At 65.3% G+C, this 19,070-nt stretch carries 16 protein-coding genes; 5 read left to right on the forward strand and 11 right to left on the reverse strand.

What is annotated here, in order from left to right:
- Nucleotides 1–119 precede the first annotated feature (119 nt).
- Nucleotides 120–1,049: an adenylate/guanylate cyclase domain-containing protein gene (locus tag J8G26_RS12690; RefSeq protein ID WP_087745470.1), complete on the reverse strand. Its 930-nt coding sequence runs from the start codon at nucleotides 1,047–1,049 to the stop codon at nucleotides 120–122.
- A 265-nt stretch (nucleotides 1,050–1,314) separates the two neighbouring features.
- Here J8G26_RS12690 and J8G26_RS12695 point away from each other — a divergent pair, with 265 nt between their 5' ends.
- Nucleotides 1,315–1,662 carry a hypothetical protein gene (locus tag J8G26_RS12695; protein ID WP_087745468.1) on the forward strand — a complete coding sequence of 116 codons (348 nt, stop codon included), beginning with the start codon at nucleotides 1,315–1,317 and terminating at the stop codon, nucleotides 1,660–1,662.
- Between the two features lie 7 nt (nucleotides 1,663–1,669).
- Here the strand turns inward: J8G26_RS12695 and J8G26_RS12700 are convergent, their stop codons facing one another.
- From J8G26_RS12700 to J8G26_RS12720, 5 genes are all read right to left on the reverse strand, one after another.
- Nucleotides 1,670–2,656, reverse strand: a complete 987-nt coding sequence (locus J8G26_RS12700) for an LD-carboxypeptidase (protein WP_246881384.1) — start codon at nucleotides 2,654–2,656, stop codon at nucleotides 1,670–1,672.
- 20 nt (nucleotides 2,657–2,676) lie between these two features.
- Nucleotides 2,677–3,771 (reverse strand): tRNA adenosine(34) deaminase TadA, encoded by a 1,095-nt coding sequence (gene tadA, locus J8G26_RS12705; protein ID WP_210569314.1) that lies wholly within the window; start codon nucleotides 3,769–3,771, stop codon nucleotides 2,677–2,679.
- A gap of 65 nt (nucleotides 3,772–3,836) precedes the next feature.
- Nucleotides 3,837–4,097: a hypothetical protein gene (locus J8G26_RS12710; protein WP_210569316.1), complete on the reverse strand. Its 261-nt coding sequence runs from the start codon at nucleotides 4,095–4,097 to the stop codon at nucleotides 3,837–3,839.
- A gap of 1 nt (nucleotide 4,098) precedes the next feature.
- Complete coding sequence (locus J8G26_RS12715) at nucleotides 4,099–4,740, reverse strand: FMN-binding negative transcriptional regulator (protein WP_210569318.1); 642 nt, start codon at nucleotides 4,738–4,740, stop codon at nucleotides 4,099–4,101.
- A 121-nt stretch (nucleotides 4,741–4,861) separates the two neighbouring features.
- The gene (locus J8G26_RS12720) at nucleotides 4,862–6,010 is read right to left on the reverse strand and encodes a branched-chain amino acid ABC transporter substrate-binding protein (RefSeq protein ID WP_210569345.1); all 1,149 of its coding nucleotides are present in this window, start codon (nucleotides 6,008–6,010) and stop codon (nucleotides 4,862–4,864) included.
- A gap of 225 nt (nucleotides 6,011–6,235) precedes the next feature.
- Here J8G26_RS12720 and J8G26_RS12725 point away from each other — a divergent pair, with 225 nt between their 5' ends.
- Nucleotides 6,236–8,239: a U32 family peptidase gene (locus tag J8G26_RS12725; protein ID WP_210569320.1), complete on the forward strand. Its 2,004-nt coding sequence runs from the start codon at nucleotides 6,236–6,238 to the stop codon at nucleotides 8,237–8,239.
- Between the two features lie 262 nt (nucleotides 8,240–8,501).
- Complete coding sequence (locus tag J8G26_RS12730) at nucleotides 8,502–11,228, forward strand: cation-translocating P-type ATPase (RefSeq protein WP_210569322.1); 2,727 nt, start codon at nucleotides 8,502–8,504, stop codon at nucleotides 11,226–11,228.
- Nucleotides 11,229–11,448: 220 nt separating this feature from the next.
- Here J8G26_RS12730 and J8G26_RS12735 read toward each other — a convergent pair whose 3' ends face one another.
- Nucleotides 11,449–11,982 carry an anti-sigma factor gene (locus tag J8G26_RS12735; protein WP_210569325.1) on the reverse strand — a complete coding sequence of 178 codons (534 nt, stop codon included), beginning with the start codon at nucleotides 11,980–11,982 and terminating at the stop codon, nucleotides 11,449–11,451.
- A gap of 174 nt (nucleotides 11,983–12,156) precedes the next feature.
- Between J8G26_RS12735 and J8G26_RS12740 the strand changes: the two genes are divergently transcribed.
- Nucleotides 12,157–13,632 (forward strand): NYN domain-containing protein, encoded by a 1,476-nt coding sequence (locus tag J8G26_RS12740; RefSeq protein ID WP_087748246.1) that lies wholly within the window; start codon nucleotides 12,157–12,159, stop codon nucleotides 13,630–13,632.
- Nucleotides 13,633–13,834: 202 nt separating this feature from the next.
- On the opposite strand, the gene egtB is transcribed toward J8G26_RS12740, so the two are convergent.
- From egtB to J8G26_RS12760, 4 genes are all read right to left on the reverse strand, one after another.
- Nucleotides 13,835–15,091, reverse strand: a complete 1,257-nt coding sequence (gene egtB / locus J8G26_RS12745) for an ergothioneine biosynthesis protein EgtB (protein WP_210569327.1) — start codon at nucleotides 15,089–15,091, stop codon at nucleotides 13,835–13,837.
- 26 nt (nucleotides 15,092–15,117) lie between these two features.
- On the reverse strand, nucleotides 15,118–16,035 hold the full coding sequence (gene egtD, locus J8G26_RS12750) for an L-histidine N(alpha)-methyltransferase (RefSeq protein ID WP_210569329.1): 918 nt from the start codon (nucleotides 16,033–16,035) through the stop codon (nucleotides 15,118–15,120).
- A 359-nt stretch (nucleotides 16,036–16,394) separates the two neighbouring features.
- Nucleotides 16,395–16,985, reverse strand: a complete 591-nt coding sequence (locus J8G26_RS12755) for an OmpW family outer membrane protein (RefSeq protein ID WP_087745450.1) — start codon at nucleotides 16,983–16,985, stop codon at nucleotides 16,395–16,397.
- A gap of 133 nt (nucleotides 16,986–17,118) precedes the next feature.
- A complete protein-coding gene (locus J8G26_RS12760) occupies nucleotides 17,119–18,108 on the reverse strand; it encodes a DUF808 domain-containing protein (RefSeq protein WP_087745449.1) in 990 nt (329 codons plus the stop codon).
- Between the two features lie 222 nt (nucleotides 18,109–18,330).
- Here J8G26_RS12760 and J8G26_RS12765 point away from each other — a divergent pair, with 222 nt between their 5' ends.
- Complete coding sequence (locus J8G26_RS12765) at nucleotides 18,331–19,029, forward strand: methyltransferase domain-containing protein (RefSeq protein ID WP_087745447.1); 699 nt, start codon at nucleotides 18,331–18,333, stop codon at nucleotides 19,027–19,029.
- Nucleotides 19,030–19,070 lie beyond the last annotated feature (41 nt).

Here is a 19,070-nt window from a genome sequence, read left to right on the forward strand (position 1 = left end):
TAGCCCGCCTGCTCCCGGATGTGCGTGACATCGGCGGCATCGCGCAACCCGCCCACCAGGATCTGCCCATCCAGCGCCGCAAAAGTACGCTGCACATACAGCACAGGGCAGGTGAACACTCAACCGAGGTGCGCATTGCCTCCAGCCACCTGGAATTTCACGACGGGCGCGCTCGAATCTGCGAACGAAACTCCCAGCGCCATCTCGCCGATGCCATGCAGGATGCAGGCGTCGCGGCGCAATTGCACCGGGACATCGCTGCCCTCAAAGCGCACCCAGGTGCCAAAACTGCTCATGTCGGTCAGCACGAAGCCGCTGTTGCGCCAATCGATGCGCGCATGCAGGCGTGAAACACGCGGGTCGTTGATGCACAACCGGGCATCGGTCGCGCGGCCGATATGAACAGGAACGTCGGTCGAGGTGAAGGACAAATCGATTCCGTGCCACGAAAACTGGATCTGCCCCAGGATCGAGTCCACTGGCGCGAAGTTGCTGGCCAGCGTGGCCTGCATGGTCAGCGAGTCGGGCTCTTCGTTCTCGCGCCACTCCACCTGATAGAGCATCTGCATCCCGGCCTTGCCGCGGATCTCCATCATCCCCAGCTTGCGATACCACACCGAGGGCGCGACGCCTGACAGCAGCACGGCGGTTTCCGTGGCCCAGATTTCTGCGGGCCCGGCGCGCTCGCACAATCGAGAGGCCACGTTGACGGCGTCGCCATAGCAGTCGCCATCCACATCCACCACCTCGCCGCTGGCCACGCCCACCCGGATGCCCATGCGCAGTGGCAGTGGCCATCGGCTCACCCGTTCCTGGTGTCCGCGCAGCATTGCCGCTGCGGCAGAGACGGCACTGGCCGCATCGCCAAAAATGCCCAGCACGCCATCTCCGAGGTTTTTGACGATGCGACCGTGGTGGGCCGCGATGGTGCCACCGATCCAATGGGTGACCTGGGTGACGGCATCGGTGGCGCGCTCATTGCCCAGGGTTTCATACAACGACGCGCTGCCTGAAATATCCGCAAACACGACCGTTGATAAAACACTCATGGACACAAGCCTTTCATTGCATTACCCGAACCAGTCTAGTGCATGCTGCGCGCCAGCGCACGCCCTAAATGGCATTGCGCGGTGTGCGCCGTTCGCGCACACGGGGTCAACGCCCATCGTGCGTTACCCCGCTATCGGCACGCAACAAAAAAAGACGGCGGTGTGTTGTCTTTATGCAAAAAAAGGAGCACACCCCTTGTGCTCCGCCTTGCTCCCGCGTAACTTGACCCCTCCTGCCACTCGCAAACAAGCCTGCCAAATCTTCATGCGCTGGACCAAACCCAATCTTCGCAGCAGCCTGCACGGCCTTCTGGGCCGCGATGCACCGGCGTCGACTGCATGGGTGCACAACCAGGGCCTCGAAGAAGTCCGTTACGCGATGATCCAGTGCCTGGTGGGCCTCAGTGGCAGTGAAGTCGCCCGCATGAACATGCGGCTGCGCTACGCCAGCGACATCGAAGCCCTGTGGTATCTGCGCACTGATTTGCGCACCCTGCTGGTTCCGCTGCGGGGTGAGGCCCTTGCCAATGCCACGCTGGCCCAGCTGACACCGCTATTTCAGGGGCAGCTGCCACGCGCGCTGGGCGGTGCATCGCAGCCTGCTAACCATTGATTTGCGATCAGTGCTGGTGGCCCCAGTACAGCAGCGCATCGCGGTCTTCCACCGAAAGCGACACCTTCGCCCCCACCGGCAACACCACCTTGGTCTGCACATGCCCGAAGGGCAGGTTGGTCAACACGGGCGCCTTGATCTGGCTGCGCAGCCAGTCCACCACGGATTGCAGCTTGAAGCCCTTGTCGTGGGGCGCCAGCTTGTAGTTGGTGAACTGGCCCAGCACCACTGCTTTTTGCTGCGACAGGATGCCGGCGTGCAGCAGTTGCGTAAGCATGCGTTCGATGCGGTACGGGTGCTCGCCCACGTCTTCCACAAACAATATTCCGCCCCGCACCGCCGGCAAATAGGGCGTGCCCACCAGGCCGGTCAGCACGGCCAGGTTGCCGCCCCAGAGGGTGGCGCTCTTCACATACACATCGGGCACGGCGGGCTTGCCGTCGGCCTGCGGTTTTTCTTTCGCCATGCGCCAGCCAGCGCCCTCGCCGTGGCCCGTCAGCAAGTCATCAAAGCAGGCCAGCATGATGTCGTCGGGCTCGCCCTCTACGCCAAAGTCACCGATCAACCCGGGGCCTGCCCAGGTCACGGCACCGGTCTGCGCCAGCACGGCACTTTGGAACGCCGTGAAATCGCTCAGGCCGACGAACTTCATGCCGCCGTCGATGGCCTTGGCCACCGCCTTGTAGCGAATGCCCGGCAGGATGCGCGTGAGGCCGTAGGCCCCGCGCGTGATGAGCGCCACATCCGCCCCGCTGGCTGCCGCGCGGTGAATGGCGGCCAGGCGCGTGGCATCGTCGCCGGCAAAGCGCGTGTGCACCGCCTGGGCGTCGGGGTCCACTTCCACTTCATGGCCCATGGCTTTGAGGCGTGCAATGGCGCGCTTGAAGGCGGCCTTGTCGCGGATGGAGCCGGCGGGCGAGTAGATGTAGATGTGCTGAGGGCCGTGGTGGTGGCCGTGGCAGTCTTCGGTGCTGTGGTCGTGCGAGATGGACAAGATGGTATGCGTTGTTGAGGTCAATGGCCAAAGTATTGCATGGCCCGCGCGACAAGCTGCTGGGCCGCTTCGGGACGATCAAGATCAAAAGCCCCCCAATGCGGCCCCGCCACCGCGCTGGCTCCCAAGCGCTCAAATGCACGCGGTCCGGCGCGGTAACCTGCACTGGCAAACGGCACTTCATAGGCCTTGCCCCGCGGCACGGGGGCATCAAAGGCGGCGCGCGCGGACATGACCATGCCGGGCGCACCGGTTTGCTCTAGCAACACGGCATTGCGCAGATCCAGCCGCGTGAGCAACTCCTGCAGCACCTGTGCGTGCCAATCCGGGCAATGCACTATCTCCTTCTTGGGCTTGTCGCTTTTGCCAAAACCAATCAGGTCGGGCGCCACAACCCTGTGCCCCGCTGCCAGCAAGGTGGGCACTGCGTGCCGAAACAGGTAGCTCCAGGCAGGGCTCGCGTGCAACAGCAGCCAGGTACGCGGTGCGCCGTGTGGCCCCTCGTCCAGATAGTGCATGCGCAAACCCGCCAGGCTGGGCAGGTCGCTGATGTAATGCGGCGCCCAGGGGTAACCGGGCAGATGGGCAAAGGCTGCGTCGGGCGTGCGCAGGGCGTCGTCGCGCAGCGGGTGGCGCGCCAGGGCCTCGGCGCGCTGCCGGGTGCGCCGGGCGCGGAAAAAAGCGCTCAGCAGCGCGCCACAATCGTGTGCCAGCACCCCGCCCTGCACCTCGGTGTGGTGGTTGAGCTCGGCATGGCCGAACAGGTTGAGCACCGAACCCGCAGCACCGGTCTTGGGATCGGTTGCGCCAAACACCACGCGCTGCAGGCGCGCGTGCAGCATGGCGCCGCTGCACATGGCGCAAGGCTCCAGCGTGACGTAGAGCGTGCAACCATCGAGCCGGTAGTTGCCCAAATGCTGCGCCGCGGCGCGCAGCGCCACGATTTCGGCATGCGCGGTGGGGTCATGCCCCCGCACCGGGGCGTTGCGGCCGGTGGCGATCACCTGGCCGTCCTTCACCACCACTGCGCCCACCGGCACCTCGCCCGCCACTGCTGCGGCCTGCGCTTGGGCCAGTGCCTGGCGCATCCAGTGCTCGTCTTGCTGCAACTGCATTGCTATATATTTAATAGCTTCTTGCGCTTTATGGATAAGCGCTACAGGCCATTTTGACTCAATATTTATTGGGAATCGTCAGGCATGGGCCGGGCCTGCTGCATCAGGCCTTCCACCTGCTGCCGGACCTGTTGCTGCACCTGCTGGCTTTGCTCGCGCACCGTGCCCGTGGGCGCCGGGGGCGCCGGGGGCGCAGCACCGCCCGGCACGGCCGGCAGTTGCAGCGAGGGCACCGGCGTGCGGGTGGCCGCCAGTTGCTTCTTGGCCAGAACGCCCACAATGGCCAGCGCCACCACCAGGCCCACCAATCCAAAAACAGCACGCATCTCAGACCTCCGGGTTGCTTGCGGACTCGGGCACCATGCCCAGCCGCTCCATCCATTGCGCCAGCGCCTGGGCATCGGGATCACCCTGCAGGTACTGCGCGTACATGGCGGCATGGGATTCGGGCCGATGCTGGTTGAGCTTGAGCTTGCACTGCAGCGCTACCACCTGCAGCTCAAACGCCACGATGCCCGCCAGCATCTTGTGGGCAAACACTTCACCCAGCCCGCGCCACTGCGCGGCATAGGGCGGCTCGTGGTCGCCAATCAACTGCTTGAGCAGTGCATCCTTGGCGGTGGGCTCCTCCACCAGGCTGGCCTGCACGCGGCAGTGCACGGCCAGATAGTTCCAGGTGGGCACCCGGGCCAGATCCGGGTACACCGACGGCGAAAGATAGGCCTGCGGTCCCATGAAGGTCACCAGCGCCTCGCGCCGCGCCTGCAAGTAGCGCCAGTGCGGGTTAGGCCGGGCGCAATGGCCCAGCAGCACCAGCGTGTCGCCCCGCTCGTGCACATGCAGCGGCAGGTGGGTGACGAAGGGAAAACCTTCGTCGTCGGTAGAGACGAGGCTGGCCAGCGGGTGCGCGCGCATCAGCGCGCGAGCATGGGCCGGGTCGTGGGAATGAAACTGGGGCGGCAGATACATGGGCCCCACTGTAGTGGCAAAACCTGGGCCTTATTTGCAAGCGCCTGCCTGCGCCCTCTGCACCCCAGCAGGGCAAGGCCCGCACCAGGACGCACAGGCGCACATCCCACCCACCGCGCGATCAGTTGAGCGGCACGCGTTTGCCATCCTTGTAGGTGTACAGCGTAACGGCAGGCGTCACCAGTTCACCCTTGGGCGTGAAGCTGATGTTGGCCGTCACACCCTTGTACTGGGTTTTGTGCAGGAAGGGGCCATACACCACGGGATCGACCGAGTTGGCGCGCTTCATGGCATCCACCAGCACCATGGCGGCGTCGTAGGCATAGGGGCTGTAGATCTGGAACTGGCCGGGGAACTTGGCGTCGTAGCGCTTCTTCCACTCAGCGCCGCCCTGCATCTTGTCCACGGATGCGCCACCGGTCGCGCAGGTTACGTTCTTGACAGCGGGCGACTTGCCGGCCAGCTCGGGCAGCTTGGGCGTGCACAGTGCGTCGCCGCCGAAATACTTCACATCGCCCAGACCCAACTGCTCCATCTGGCGCAGCATGGGGCCGGCTTGTGCATCCAGGCCACCATAGAAGATGCCATCGGGCTTCTTGTTCTTGATGCCCGTGAGAATGGCCATGAAGTCGGTGGCCTTGTCGTTGGTGAACTCCTCGCCCACCACCTTCATGCCTTTTTGCAGGGCCGTGGCCTTGAACACCGAGGCCACGCCCTGGCCGTAGGCCGTGCGGTCGTCAATGATGGCCACGGTCTTGAGCTTGAGGGCATCTGCCGCAAACAAGGCCAGCGCAGCGCCCAGGGCGTTGTCGTTGGCGATAAGGCGGAAGGACGTCTTGTAACCGGGCTTGGTCAGGTCGGGGTTGGATGCCGATGCCGTGATGTGCGGCAGATCGCATTTGTTGTAGACCGACGATGCCGGAATGGAGGTGCCCGACTGCAGGTGCCCCACCACGCCCGCCACCTTCTGGTCGCACAGTTTTTGTGCCACGGCGGTGGCCTGGCGCGGGTCGCCGGCATCGTCCTCGGCGGCGATCACGAACTTGATCTTTTTGCCACCAATGACCAGGTCCTGCGTGTTCAGCTCATCCACGGCCATGCGCACACCGTTTTCGGTGTCCTTGCCGATGTGGGCAATACCGCCCGAAATCGGGCCGGCATGGCCGATCTTGACGGTTTGGACCTCTTGGGCCAGCGTGGCGCCACAGGCCACGGTCAGGGCGGCGGCAGCCGTCCATTGCAGGGAAAAACGCAGGCGGTAAGCAGACATCACGGTTTCATCTCCATCCATACAAAAAATAGGCAGCCTTCAAGACTGCGAAAAGCCCCGCATCGTACGCCCGCGTTCGGGTGCAATCATCCCATTAGCCAGCAAGCATGGTTTTTTCATAAGCATAAATTTGCCTAATGAAAAGCTCCACTGGGATAAGGGCCTGCATCTCCCCATCTGCTGCGAAAACCGCACCCGGCGGTTGGCGCTGGGATAATCACAGCCATGTCCTTGCTGCCCCACCAGATCGAATTGCTCTCCCCCGCCCGCGACGCCAACATCGGCATCGAAGCCGTGAACCATGGCGCCGATGCCGTGTACATCGGCGGCCCCGCCTTTGGCGCCCGGGCCGGTGCGGGCAACGATATCCGCGATCTGGAACGCCTGATCGCGCATGCGCACCGCTTCAACAGCCGCATCTTCATCACCCTCAACACCATCCTGCGCGACGACGAGCTGGAAGCCGCGCGCCAGATGGCCTGGCAGGTGTATGAGGCCGGGGCCGATGCGCTCATCATCCAGGACATGGGCCTGCTCGAAATCGACCTGCCGCCCATCCAGCTGCATGCCAGCACCCAGACCGACATCCGCACGCCCGAAAAAGCGCGGTTTCTGCAGGACGCGGGCCTGTCGCAACTCGTACTGGCGCGCGAGCTCACGGTGCAGCAGATTGCCGCCGTGCACAAGGCGCTGGGGCCGGTGGATGCGCAGGGCCGCGCCAACATCGAGTTCTTCATCCACGGCGCGCTGTGCGTGGCCTACAGCGGCCAGTGCAATATCAGCCATGCGCAAACCGGCCGCAGCGCCAACCGGGGCGACTGCAGCCAGGCCTGCCGCCTGCCCTACCAGGTGACCGATGCACAGGGCCGCTTCATTGCGCACGACAAGCATGTGCTGAGCATGAAGGACAACAACCAGAGCGACAACCTGCGCGCGCTTATCGATGCAGGCGTGCGCAGCTTCAAGATCGAAGGGCGCTACAAAGACATGGGCTATGTGAAGAACATCACCGCCCACTACCGCACCCTGCTCGACGAAATCATCGAAGAGCGCGAGGCCCAGGGCCGGCCGCTCTCCCGCTCGTCCAGCGGCAGCACCAGCTTCACCTTCACGCCCGACCCGCTGCAAAACTTCAACCGCGAGTTCACCGACTACTTCGTCACCGGCCGCAAGGAAGACATCGGCGCCTTCGACACCCCCAAGAACCCGGGCCAGGCCATCGGCTGGGTGACCAAGGTGGGCCCCGACTTTGTCGAGCTGGAGGTGAGCGACCCCGCCACCGTGCTGCACAACGGCGACGGCCTGTGCTACTACGACCTGCACAAGGAACTGGTGGGCATGGCCATCAACGTGGCCGAGCCCGTGTCCGCGCGCAGCGTGGGCCAGTGGCGCGTGTATCCCAAGGACCTGATGGAGGGCTTCAAGGACCTGCGCAAGGGCACCGAGGTCAACCGCAACCGCGACATGGACTGGGTGCGCACGCTGGAGAAAAAGTCCAGCGACCGCCGCATCGGCCTGTGGGCGCACCTGAGCGAAACCGCCACCGGCTTCAGCCTGACGCTGACCGACGAAGACGGCAATGTGGGCACAGCCTGCGTGCAGCAGCCTCACCAAAGCGCCACCGATGCGGCCAAAGCTGAGGCCAGCCTGCGCGAGCAGCTGGGCCGCTTTGGCGCCACGGTGTTTGCGGTGCACGACATTGCGCTGCAGCTCTCGCAGCCCTGGTTCGTACCCGCCTCGGTGCTCAACGCGCTGCGCCGCGACGCACTGGCCGACCTGGAGGCCAACCGCACCCGCAACTTTGCCCGCCTGCCGCGCGCCACGCCGGTCGAGCCGCCAGCCCCCTACCCCGAGGACACACTGAGCTTTCTGGGCAACGTGTTCAACCACAAGGCGCACGACTTTTATGCGCGCCACGGTGTGAAGGTGATCGCTGCGACTTACGAGGCGCATGAGGAGGAAGGCGAAGTCAGCCTCATGATCACCAAGCACTGCGTGCGCTACTCCATGAGCCTGTGCCCCAAGCAAGCCAAGGGCGTGACGGGCGTGCAGGGCACCATCCGGGCCGAGCCCTTGCAGCTCATCAATGGCAAGGAAAAGCTGACCCTGCGCTTCGATTGCAAACCCTGCGAAATGCATGTCATGGGCAAGATCAAGCGTGCCGTGCTGCAGCAAGTGCCTGAGGCCCCCGTGGCCTTCTACAAGGCTCGGCCCCAGACGGCCTCCTGACACGGGCCAGTGCCGCGCGTTGCCATCGCATGACACGTTGCGAGCGGCCGGCCATGATTTTTGATAAAAATGCGGTGCAGCCCTTATCTGCAAAGCGCAAGAAGCTATATTTTGTATAGCAAAATTTCCGTGCGCAACGCTACAGTACCGCTGCGCTCCATGTCATGCAATGGGGCTATGGTTCAACAGCATCCCCCGCCAATGCACCGCACCATGCCTGAGCGCCCTCAGGCATCGTTCATGGACCCAACGGAAATACTGCATGCCGACCGATCCCATCTCCCCTGCCAGCGCCACCGCCTCTGACGCCCACCTGCGCAGCGCCCAAGAGCTCACCGCTGCGTACCGTGTCAACCCCAGCACCGGCCTGCACGATGACGAAGCCACGCAGCGCGCACTGCAGCACGGTGCCAACGAACTGCAGGACCACGCGCGGCGCGGCCCCCTGGCGCTGCTGGCCGACCAGTTCAAGGACTTCATGGTGCTGGTGCTGCTGGGCGCGGCCGTGATCTCGGGCGTGATCGGCGACCTCACCGACACGCTGGTCATCCTGGTCATCGTGGTGCTCAACGCAATCATCGGCTTCGTGCAGGCTTGGCGGGCCGACCAGGCCATGGCCGCGCTGCGCCAGCTATCCGCCGCCCATGCCACCGTGCTGCGCAGCGGCGAAGTTCAGGTGGTACCCGCCAGCGTGCTGGTGCCGGGCGACATCGTGCTGCTAGAGGCGGGCAACCAGATTCCGGCCGACCTGCGCCTGATCGAGATCGCCCAACTGCAGGTGGACGAATCGGCCCTCACCGGCGAATCGGTCACCGTGGCCAAGCAGACCGACACCCTGGCCGCCCAGGACACCAGTGCCCTGGGCGACCGCATCAACATGGCCTTCAAGGGCACCACCGCCACCCATGGCCGCGCGCGCGGCTTGGTGGTGGCCACCGGCATGCACACCGAACTGGGCAAGGTCGCCCGCCTGCTGGGCGGCGAGGACCGCAGCACCCCGCTGCAGCTGCGCCTGGCGGCCTTCGGCAAGCGCCTGGCCCTGGGGGTCATCGCCATCTGCATCGTGATCTTTGCGGTGGGCGTGCTGCGCGGAGAATCCCCCCTGCTGATGGCACTCACCGCCATCAGCCTGGCCGTGGCGGCCATCCCCGAGGCGCTGCCCGCCGTGGTCACGGTGCTGCTGGCACTGGGCGCACGCCGCATGGTGGCGATCAAGGCGCTGGTGCGCCGCCTGCCTTCGGTGGAAACGCTGGGCTCGGTCACCACCATCTGCTCGGACAAAACCGGCACCCTCACCCAGAACCACATGCACGCCGAACTGCTGCTGGCCCAGGGCCAGCGCTGGGCACCTGGCGACCTGTTGCCCGGCCCCGTGCATGCAGAGGCCCTGCGCGCCGCTGCGCTGTGCAACGATGCCGCACGCCACGCACGCACCGACGACGATGGCACCCCCATTTCCCCCAGCCCTCCCGCAACCCCAACCAAATGGCAGGGCGACCCCACCGAAACCGCCCTGGTGCTGGCCGCCCACGCAGGCGGGCTCGACAAAGCCCAGCTCGATGCCGCCACCCCGCGCGTGCAGGAACAGCCCTTCGACTCCGACCGCAAACGCATGACCACCTTCCACCGCGGCGGCAGTGGCTTCGTGGCCTACACCAAGGGCGCCCCCGAGTCGGTGCTGCCGCGCTGCACGGCGCAGTGGACACCCGAAGGCGGGCAGCCGCTGGACACCGCCGCCGTGCTGGCCACGGCCAACCAGCTGGCCGCGCAGGGCCTGCGGGTGCTGGCCCTGGCACGGCGCGACCATGCTCGCCTGCCCGACACCAATGCCCTGGATGATGTGGAAAGCCAGCTGGAGCTGCTGGGCCTGATCGCCCTCATCGACCCACCGCGCCCCGAAGCCCAGGCCGCCGTGCGCGACTGCATCAGCGCGGGCATCACCCCCGTGATGATCACGGGCGACCACCCCGCCACGGCGCGCGCCATTGCGCACCGCCTGGGCATCGTGGCCCATGCCGATGCCACCGTGCTCACCGGCGCCGACCTGGCCCAGCTGGACGACGCAGCCCTGCGCGCACGCGTGGAACAGGTGCATGTGTATGCCCGCGTGGACCCTGCGCAGAAAATCCGCATCGTCGAGGCGCTGCAGGCCCAGGGCCATTTCGTGGCCATGACAGGCGACGGCGTGAACGACGCACCGGCCCTGAAGCGCGCCGACATCGGCGTGTCCATGGGCAAGGGCGGCACCGACGTGGCACGCGAGGCCAGCAGCCTGGTGTTGCTGGACGACAACTTCGCCACCATCGTCGCGGCCGTGCGCGAAGGCCGGCGCATCTACGACAACATCCGCAAGTTCGTGCGCTACGCCATGACGGGCAACTCGGGCGAGATCTGGACCATCTTTCTGGCCCCGCTGCTGCTGCTGCCCATTCCGCTGCTGCCCATCCACATCCTGTGGGTCAACCTGGTGACCGACGGCCTGCCCGGCCTGGCCCTGGCGGCCGAACCGGCCGAGCGTGGCATCATGCAGCGCCCGCCCCGCCCGCCGAACGAGAGCCTGTTCGCCCAGGGCATGTGGCAGCACATCCTGGGCATGGGCCTGCTGATCGCCGGCCTGTGCCTGGCCGTGCAGGCCTGGGCCTTGCACACCGGCCACGCGCACTGGCAGACCATGGTGTTCACCGTGCTCACGCTCGCGCAAATGGCCCATGTGATGGCCATCCGCTCCGAAAGCGAGCCGCTGTGGCGCCTGGGGCTGGCCAGCAACCGGCCCCTGCTGGGCGCCGTGCTGCTGACGTTTGCGCTGCAGATGGCCACCATCTACGTGCCGTTTCTCAACCCCATTTTCAGAACCGAGCCGCTGAACCTGGGCGAGCTGGGCATCTGCGTGGCAGCAGCGCTGGTGGTGTATGCCGTGGTCGAGCTAGAGAAAGCGTGGCGGCGCAAGCGCCGGGCCAGCGGCAGCGCCATCGACGACCCCGCCGCATAAGCACAGAGCCAACGATTCGATGGGGCGCCACAGCCGCCAGCGCAAGAATGTGCGCCGGCACCCCACCCATGCCAGAAAATATTGAATACTTTTCGGCTCTAGCGCTTTACCAACAAGCGCTTATAGCTATATTATTTATAGCAATTTACCACCATAACATCCGAAGGTTGGCACTTTGTAACGCGCCCACGGGGCATTTACCGCCCCTTGGCCCCCGCGCTCAGAGCGCCTTTTTGACCAGCGCGCCTTTGAACAGGTAAGGCCGTCGCGGCCCGCGCCCCTCGGCGGCGCCACCCTTGTCTTCCACGCTGATGGCCAGCCCATGCACACCCGCCAGCGCGGCGGCAGAGGTGGGCAGTTGCAGTGTCTTGTAGGTACTGGCGATCACGCCCAGCGAGCGTGGGGGTTTGTCGCCTTCCAGGGCCCACAGCTGCATGCTGTCCTCCCGCCCTTCACGCACCTCGTTCAGGCGCTGCAGGTGCAGCACACTGCCCTGCACGTCGGCCGTCACCAGCAGGGCCGGCACTTGTTTGTCGTCCAGCAGCACCGACAGGTACTGCACCTGGGCCACAACGCTCACCTTGGCCTGAAGGTGCGCTATCTGGGCCTTGAGTTGTTCGACCATGCTCGCACTGGCTGCCCAGCCGATGAACAGGGCCACCATCAAAGCAATGGCCAGTGCGCGCCACCAGGCGTTGACCCCGCTGCGGGCAATTGCAGAGGGCGGTGGTGCGATGGAGGGGGTGTCGGGCATGTCGGAATCCGTGGGAGCAGCAAAGGATCGGGAGTATGCCCGCGCGCATCAACAGCCGCCACGAACCAGCACGCACCGGCACGCACCGGCAAGCCTGCTCGGGACCTCGGGCGCTATCGCCGTGTACCCCAGTTTCCGTGTGATGATTCGGCCAGCAACGTGAATGGAAACACCATGGCATCCCCCACCGACAACATCAGCATGGCACTTTTTTGCGACTTCGAGAATGTCGCACTCGGAGTGCGCGACGCCAAATACGAAAAGTTCGATATCAAGCCGGTTCTTGAACGCCTGCTGCTCAAGGGCTCCATCGTGGTCAAGAAAGCCTATTGCGACTGGGATCGCTACAAGGGCTTCAAGGCCACCATGCATGAAGCCAATTTTGAGCTGATCGAGATTCCCCATGTCCGCCAGTCGGGCAAGAACTCGGCCGACATCCGCCTGGTGGTGGACGCGCTGGACCTGTGCTACACCAAATCGCACGTCAACACCTTTGTCATCATCAGCGGCGATTCGGACTTCTCTCCGCTGGTTTCCAAGCTGCGCGAAAACGCCAAGCAGGTGATTGGCGTGGGCGTCAAGCAGTCCACCTCGGACCTGCTGATTGCCAATTGCGACGAATTCATTTTTTACGACGACCTGGTGCGCGAGAGCCAGCGTGCGCACGCCCGGCGCCAGCCCGCCGATGCGGCGCCCGTGGCCCGACGCTCGCCCGAGGAAGAGCGCCACCGCAAGGAGGCGCAGGAGTCGCGCCACACCCAGGGCATCGAGCTGGCCGTGGAAACCTTCGATGCACTGGTCTCCGAGCGCGGCGACAGCGGCAAGATCTGGGCGTCGGTGCTCAAGGAAGCCATCAAGCGCCGCAAACCCGATTTCAGCGAGACCTATTACGGCTTCCGGGCCTTTGGCAACCTGCTGGAAGAAGCCCAGGAGCGCGGCCTGCTGGAGTTTGGCCGCGACGAAAAATCAGGCGCCTACGTGTTTCGCAGCCATGGCAATAGCGGTGAAGGTGGCGGCGGCGCTGCCCCTGCGCGGCCCGACGCGGCACCAGAGCGGCCCACCACCAGCTACTTCCGGCAGGACGCGCCCCAACCCGCCAAAGAGCCCGGCGCTGACAGCCACGGGCCGCGCCAGCGGGGACGCGGTGGCCGGTCGCGGCAGGCATCGGACTCCGCTGCGCGCGAACTGCCGCCAACGCTTCAGGCCAGCGCTGAGAATCACCCAAACAACGACGCAGTGGTCAACGAACCGCACCGTGGCAACGACACCCGACACGCCTTTTACGAACCGGCCGATGCGCCGCGTGAAAGGCCGCTGGGCAGCTATTTCCGGCAGCAACCACCTGCCGCCGAGCTGCCTGCCGAGCTGCCCGCCCAGATGGCAGAGCCCGTGCCCCCTGCCGGACTGCAATCTGCCGAGCCTGCACCTGTTGCACGCGGCCGTGGCCGCAGCCGCAAGACGGTGTCGCCACCGGTCGACGTGGTCGCCCCACCCGCAGCCCCCGAGGCGCAGGCTGTGCCGCCAGCGGCCTCCAGCGCAGCCAGCGCATTGCCCTTGGCCCCCGCCGAAACGGATGTAGAGCAGCCCCCCAAAGCCCCAGCCCGGCCACGCCGAACGCGCAAGCCCCCGGCAGACACCGGGGCCCAGTGAAACCGGCCCGCGATTCAGAGGCTGAGAGTTTTTTGCGCGGGTCCGAGCAGCGCGCCACAACGCAGCCGATCTAGGCGCAAAGCACAGCCATAGCTCGGGCTATGGCGCGCATTTGCAACGACGAGCGGGTGCGTTTTGGCGTGATGAGCGGGCATGCGCAAAAGATTCTNACGGCGCCTGTCGCGCGTGGGTGGGCCCTGCCTCAGCCGAAGTCTTTCGCCAGCCGCACACCCGCAAACTGCCAGCGCGCCGTGGCGGGGAAAAAATTGCGGTAGCTGGCACGCGCATGGCCGGGCGGCGTGGCGCACGAGCCGCCCCGCAGCACGTACTGGTTCACCATGAACTTGCCGTTGTATTCGCCCACCGCGCCCTCCGCCGCGCGAAAGCCGGGATAGGGCGCGTAGCTCGATTGCGTCCATTGCCACACCGTGCCCGCCAGCTGCTCCAGGCCTGCACCCTCCGCTGCCCGCGCTGCGCAGGGGTGCAGCATGTCGCTTCGAGCCTCGCGGCCCCTGGTGTCTGAGAAAAGCGGTGCCGCGGCATGCTCCCACTCGGCCTCGGTGGGCAGGCGCGCACCCGCCCAGCGGGCATAGGCGTCCGCCTCGAAATACGACAGGTGCACCACGGGCTGCTCGCCCTGCAATGGGCGCAGCCCGGAAAGGGTGAACTCGTGCCAGGCGGAATCAACACGCTGCCAATACAGGGGCTGCTCCAGCGCCAGGGCAGCGCGCCAGTCCCAGCCTTCGGCCAGCCAGTGGGCCGGATTGCGGTAGCCACCATCGTCCACAAAGGCGGCAAACTCGGCATTGGTGGCAAGGCGCGATGCCAGCGCATACGGCTGCAGATACACCGGGTGGCGGGGGCTCTCGTTGTCAAACGCAAAGCCATCGCCGGCATGGCCGATCTCACAGAGCCCGCCGGCCAATGCATGCCAGACCAGCGGCGGTGCGGCTTCACGTTCGGCGGACACGGGCTGCGCAGAGTGATAGGCAGGATGCATCGGGTTGCACGACAGCAGGTGCTTGATGTCGGTCAGCAGCAGCTCCTGGTGCTGCTGCTCGTGCTGCAGGCCCAGCTCCACCAGCGCGCACAGCGCCGCGTCGTGCGCCAGCGTGGGCCACAGGCGCAGCATGCGCGCATCCACATCGGCGCGATAAGCCAGCACCTCGGCCAGCGCGGGGCGCGTGAGCAGGCCGCGCTGCGGCCGCGGGTGGCGAGCGCCCACACCGTTGTAATACGAGTTGAACAAGACCCTGAAGGCGGGCTCAAACGGCGCAAACCCGCGCTCGTGCGCCTGCAGCACAAAGGTTTCAAAAAACCAGGTGGTGTGGGCCAGATGCCATTTGGCCGGGCTGGCGTCGGGCATGGACTGGGCGGTGCAGTCTTCGGGTGACAGGGGCGCTGCCAGGCTGGTGGTGTGGCGGCGAATGTCGAGGTAACGGGAAAGCAGGGAATTCATGGCCATACAACGCAAAAGCAGAGGGTTCAGGGGCGGGCATGGACCACAGCAAACCAGCCCTGCGCGTCCGTCCAGGCCTGCGCACGCGAAAAACCCGCCTGGGCCAGCATGGTGGTGAACACCCCCAGGGGGTATTTGTAGCTGTTTTCGGTGTGAATGCGCTCGCCCGCGGCAAACCCGCGCTCACCCGCCGGCCAGCGCACGCGGATGGGTGCCAGGGCCTCCAGGTGCATCTCGATGCGCGATTCTTCCTGGTTGAAGAAAGCACGATGGCCCCACTGGTCCTCCACAAAGTCACTGCCAATCAGGCGGTTGATGTGCGTGAGCACGTTGCGGTTGAAGGCCGCCGTCACCCCTGCGGCGTCGTCATAGGCGGCCTGCAGCACTTGCACGTCCTTGGGCAAATCAATTCCGATCAGCAGGCCGCCATCGGCGTCCACCAGGGCGCGCATGTGGCGCAACAGCTCCAGCGCGTGCGGCGGGTCGAAGTTGCCGATGGACGAGCCCGGATAAAACACCAGGCGCTGGGCCCGGGGAATGTCGGCGGGCAGCACAACGCCCTGGGTCATGTCGCCGCCCACCGCGCGCGCGTCAAGCCCTGGCATGTCCGCGCGCAGGCGCAGCACGGCCTCCTGTAAATAATCAACCGAAATGTCCACCCCCACAAAGCAGGCGGGGCGCACCCAGTGGCACAGCGCGCGGGCCTTTTCGCAACTGCCGGCGCCCAGCTCGATCACCGTGCGCACCGTGCCCAGCTGCTGCGCCATGTCGGCCGCATGCGCCTGCATCAGGGCGTTCTCGGTGCGCGTGGGGTAGTACTCGGGCAGGCGCGTGATGACTTCAAACAGTTGCGAGCCGCGCTGGTCGTAAAAATATTTGGGAGAGATGCGTGCGGGGCGCTGGCTCAGGCCGTCGGTGATGTCGTTGTGGCAGGTGGGAGGCATGGCGGTGGGCGTCTGGCAACAGGAGGGAAAGGATGCCACAGGCTACCCCCACTGCGCCCACCCTGGGTGACAGCCAGCAACGACGGAAAGTGCAGAAATACACCGAAACGGAATTGCACCGGGCAGCCTTTCATCACAAGGGCTCTCCAAAAATTCCATTATTTTTCGGCTTCAGCCCAATACCATCAAGCGCTAGTAGCTATTATTTAAGTAGCAAACCCTTCACCGCTGCGCAAAACGCGCAGTCTGCTGCACCGCTTCTGCCCAACGGGAATCGCCCAAAAAAAAGGCCGGCGCAAGCGCCAGCCCGTTCACCTTGGGGTCGTTTGACAAGGCGCCGCTCGCTCAGCGCCCTGGCATCAGAAGCGCCAGCCCAGGCCCACGCCCACCAGCACGGGATCGACCTTGAAGGTGCCCGCCTTGGCGCCGCCCGCGAACACGTCGGTCTGGATGTAGACCTTCTTGACATCAAAGTTCAGAGACAGGTTCTTGGTCAGCGGAATGTCCACGCCGACCTGCAGGGCACCGCCCCAGCTGTTGCGGTCGATGTCCACGCCGGCGGGCAGGTTCACGCTCGAAAAGCGCGTGTAGTTGACACCGGCGCCCACATAGGGCTTGAAGCCGGGGGCATCAAAGTGGTATTGCAGCAGCAGCGAGGGTGGCAGGTGCTTGAGGCTGCCAATGTTGGTGCCGTTGGAACGCAGGTCGTGCTTTTGCGGCACTGTGAGGATCAGCTCGGCGGCCACGTTCTTGTTGAAGAAATACGTGATGTCCACTTCAGGAATCGTTTTGTTGTTGACCGACAGGCCCAGGCCCGTGCTGTCCTTGTTGGCGCTGTCCAGATGAACGGCGCGCACGCGCACCAGCCAGGGGCTTTCGGCTTGCTGCGCAAAGGCAGCGCCAGAGGTCATTGCACACAGAACGGCGACAGCCAGCAGATTTTTTTTCATACAGAACTCGATGCGGTTGAACGGGGACGACCCCCGTACCGCCATTGAGCCTGTTAGCAAAATGGTCAACCTTGCCTCAGGTCAAAAGGTCGGTATTTACCCGATAGGGTGTTGCCCGGCCTCCACCCGTGCCTCAATGCGCCGTGGCACCCTTGCGCAGCCGGGTCAGCAGGGTCACACCCGCCAGCACCAGGCCACCGGCCACAATGCCGATCACGGCGTTCAGCAGGTTGGGAACCAGCACCGCCCACAGGCCGCCAACAGGCCACAGGGCCGCCGCGGCGCCCATGGCCTCCACGGCATGGTGCACCGCGGGAACCCCGTGCACCAGGATGCCGCCGCCCACCAGAAACATGGCCGCCGTGCCCGCCACCGAAAGGGCCTTCATCAGCCAGGGCGCGGAGCGCACAATGCCCGCGCCCAGCGCACGGGCTGCAGCGCCGGGCTTCTGGTTGAGCCACAGCCCCAGGTCGTCGAGCTTGACGATGCCCGCCACCAGGCCATAAACCCCCGCCGTCATCGCCAGCGCAATACCCACGAGCACGGCCACTTGCTGCACAAACGGCGCACCCGCCACCGTGCCCAGGGTGATGGCGATGATTTCCGCCGACAGGATGAAGTCGGTGCGAACGGCGCCCTTGATCTTGTCTTTTTCGAAAGCCACCAGGTCCACGGCCGGATTGGCGTTGGCCTGGACATGGCTTTCGTGCGCGGCCTCGTCCTGGTGGGGGCTGTGCAGAAACTTGTGCGCCAGCTTTTCAAACCCCTCGAAGCACAAGAAGGCGCCGCCCACCATGAGCAGCGGCGTCACCGCCCAGGGCGCGAAGGCGCTAATGAGCAGCGCCGCCGGCACCAAGATGGCCTTGTTCACCAGCGACCCCTTGGCCACGGCCCAGACCACCGGAATCTCGCGGTCGGCACGCACACCCGTGACCTGCTGGGCATTGAGCGCCAGATCGTCGCCCAGCACGCCCGCCGTTTTTTGCACCGCTACCTTGGTCATGACCGACACGTCATCGGCCATGGCAACGCTTTTTTTGGCCGCCACCTTGGTCATGAGGGCCACGTCGTCGAGGATGGTCGCAATATCGTCCAACAATGCGAGAAGGCTGCCAGCGGCCATGGAAATTCCTTGTAAAAACAGGTGAAAACGAGCGGGAGCAGGTCAAGGGCAACCGTCAGATCCGCTGCGTGGCGTGCACTATAGCAACGCACCGTGGCAACCCATGCAGCCCGCTGCCGCATGTCCCACCAACGGGCCGGGACACAGCGGGCGCCGGCAAGCGCATACTCGGCGGCTCACCCACCACTTCGGGGTCCCCTGACATGGGCTTCGCGCCCCGCCATGCCAGGCTATCTCACCAAACAGGAAAGCGTCCCGATTGCGGGCGTGGACAACCTGCTGATCCGTTCGCTGCGCGATCACCAGCAATTTTTTGACCCTCTGGGCGCGGCAGAACGCCTGGGCATCTCGTCGGCGGCCTGGCCAATATTTGGCCTGTTGTGGCCCTCAGGCGCCCAGCTGGCGGCGCGCATGGCCCTGCGCCCCTTGCGCACGAACGAGCGGGTGCTGGAAATCGGCTGCGGCCTGGGGCTGGCCAGCCTGGTGTGCCACCGCCGCGGCATCGATGTGACGGCCAGCGACTGCCACCCGCTGGCCAATCCCTTCTTGCTGGAAAACCTGCGGCTCAACGCCTTGCCGCCCATGAAATACCGCACGGGGCAATGGGGCGCGCCAGCCGCATCTGAAGACGAGGCGCCGCCAGAGGCCAGCGCCGTGCAGGGGCAGTTTGATCTGATCATGGGCAGCGATGTGCTGTATGAGCGCGATGCGCGCGCCACGCTGGCGGGTTTCATCGACCGCCACGCGGGCGTGGGTGCACAAATCTGGATCGTGGACCCCAACCGCGGCAACCGCGCGGCATTCCACAAGCAGATGGCAGCCCACCGCTTCGAAGTGGTCGAGGAGCGGCTGGACCACCCGGTGCGGGGCGATCTGCCAGCCTACAAGGGGCGCCTGCTGGTGTACCAACGCAAGGGTTGAGGTGCCCCAAAAGCGAAAAGGCCAGGCCACGAGGACCCAGC

Source organism: Acidovorax sp. JG5 (genome assembly GCF_017939685.1).
Classification (GTDB): domain Bacteria; phylum Pseudomonadota; class Gammaproteobacteria; order Burkholderiales; family Burkholderiaceae_C; genus Acidovorax.

Bases quoted from the DNA above. Each gene is read 5' to 3' on its own strand.
- J8G26_RS12690 (WP_087745470.1), bottom strand. From the start codon at position 1,049: ATGAGTGTTTTATCAACGGTCGTGTTTGCGGATATTTCAGGCAGCGCG.
- J8G26_RS12695 (WP_087745468.1), top strand. From the start codon at position 1,315: ATGCGCTGGACCAAACCCAATCTTCGCAGCAGCCTGCACGGCCTTCTG.
- J8G26_RS12715 (WP_210569318.1), bottom strand. From the start codon at position 4,740: ATGTATCTGCCGCCCCAGTTTCATTCCCACGACCCGGCCCATGCTCGC.
- J8G26_RS12765 (WP_087745447.1), top strand. From the start codon at position 18,331: ATGCCAGGCTATCTCACCAAACAGGAAAGCGTCCCGATTGCGGGCGTG.
- J8G26_RS12740 (WP_087748246.1), top strand. From the start codon at position 12,157: ATGGCATCCCCCACCGACAACATCAGCATGGCACTTTTTTGCGACTTC.
- egtD (WP_210569329.1), bottom strand. From the start codon at position 16,035: ATGCCTCCCACCTGCCACAACGACATCACCGACGGCCTGAGCCAGCGC.
- J8G26_RS12755 (WP_087745450.1), bottom strand. From the start codon at position 16,985: ATGAAAAAAAATCTGCTGGCTGTCGCCGTTCTGTGTGCAATGACCTCT.
- egtB (WP_210569327.1), bottom strand. From the start codon at position 15,091: ATGAATTCCCTGCTTTCCCGTTACCTCGACATTCGCCGCCACACCACC.
- J8G26_RS12720 (WP_210569345.1), bottom strand. From the start codon at position 6,010: ATGTCTGCTTACCGCCTGCGTTTTTCCCTGCAATGGACGGCTGCCGCC.
- J8G26_RS12760 (WP_087745449.1), bottom strand. From the start codon at position 18,108: ATGGCCGCTGGCAGCCTTCTCGCATTGTTGGACGATATTGCGACCATC.
- J8G26_RS12710 (WP_210569316.1), bottom strand. From the start codon at position 4,097: ATGCGTGCTGTTTTTGGATTGGTGGGCCTGGTGGTGGCGCTGGCCATT.
- J8G26_RS12730 (WP_210569322.1), top strand. From the start codon at position 8,502: ATGCCGACCGATCCCATCTCCCCTGCCAGCGCCACCGCCTCTGACGCC.
- tadA (WP_210569314.1), bottom strand. From the start codon at position 3,771: ATGCAGTTGCAGCAAGACGAGCACTGGATGCGCCAGGCACTGGCCCAA.
- J8G26_RS12735 (WP_210569325.1), bottom strand. From the start codon at position 11,982: ATGCCCGACACCCCCTCCATCGCACCACCGCCCTCTGCAATTGCCCGC.
- J8G26_RS12725 (WP_210569320.1), top strand. From the start codon at position 6,236: ATGTCCTTGCTGCCCCACCAGATCGAATTGCTCTCCCCCGCCCGCGAC.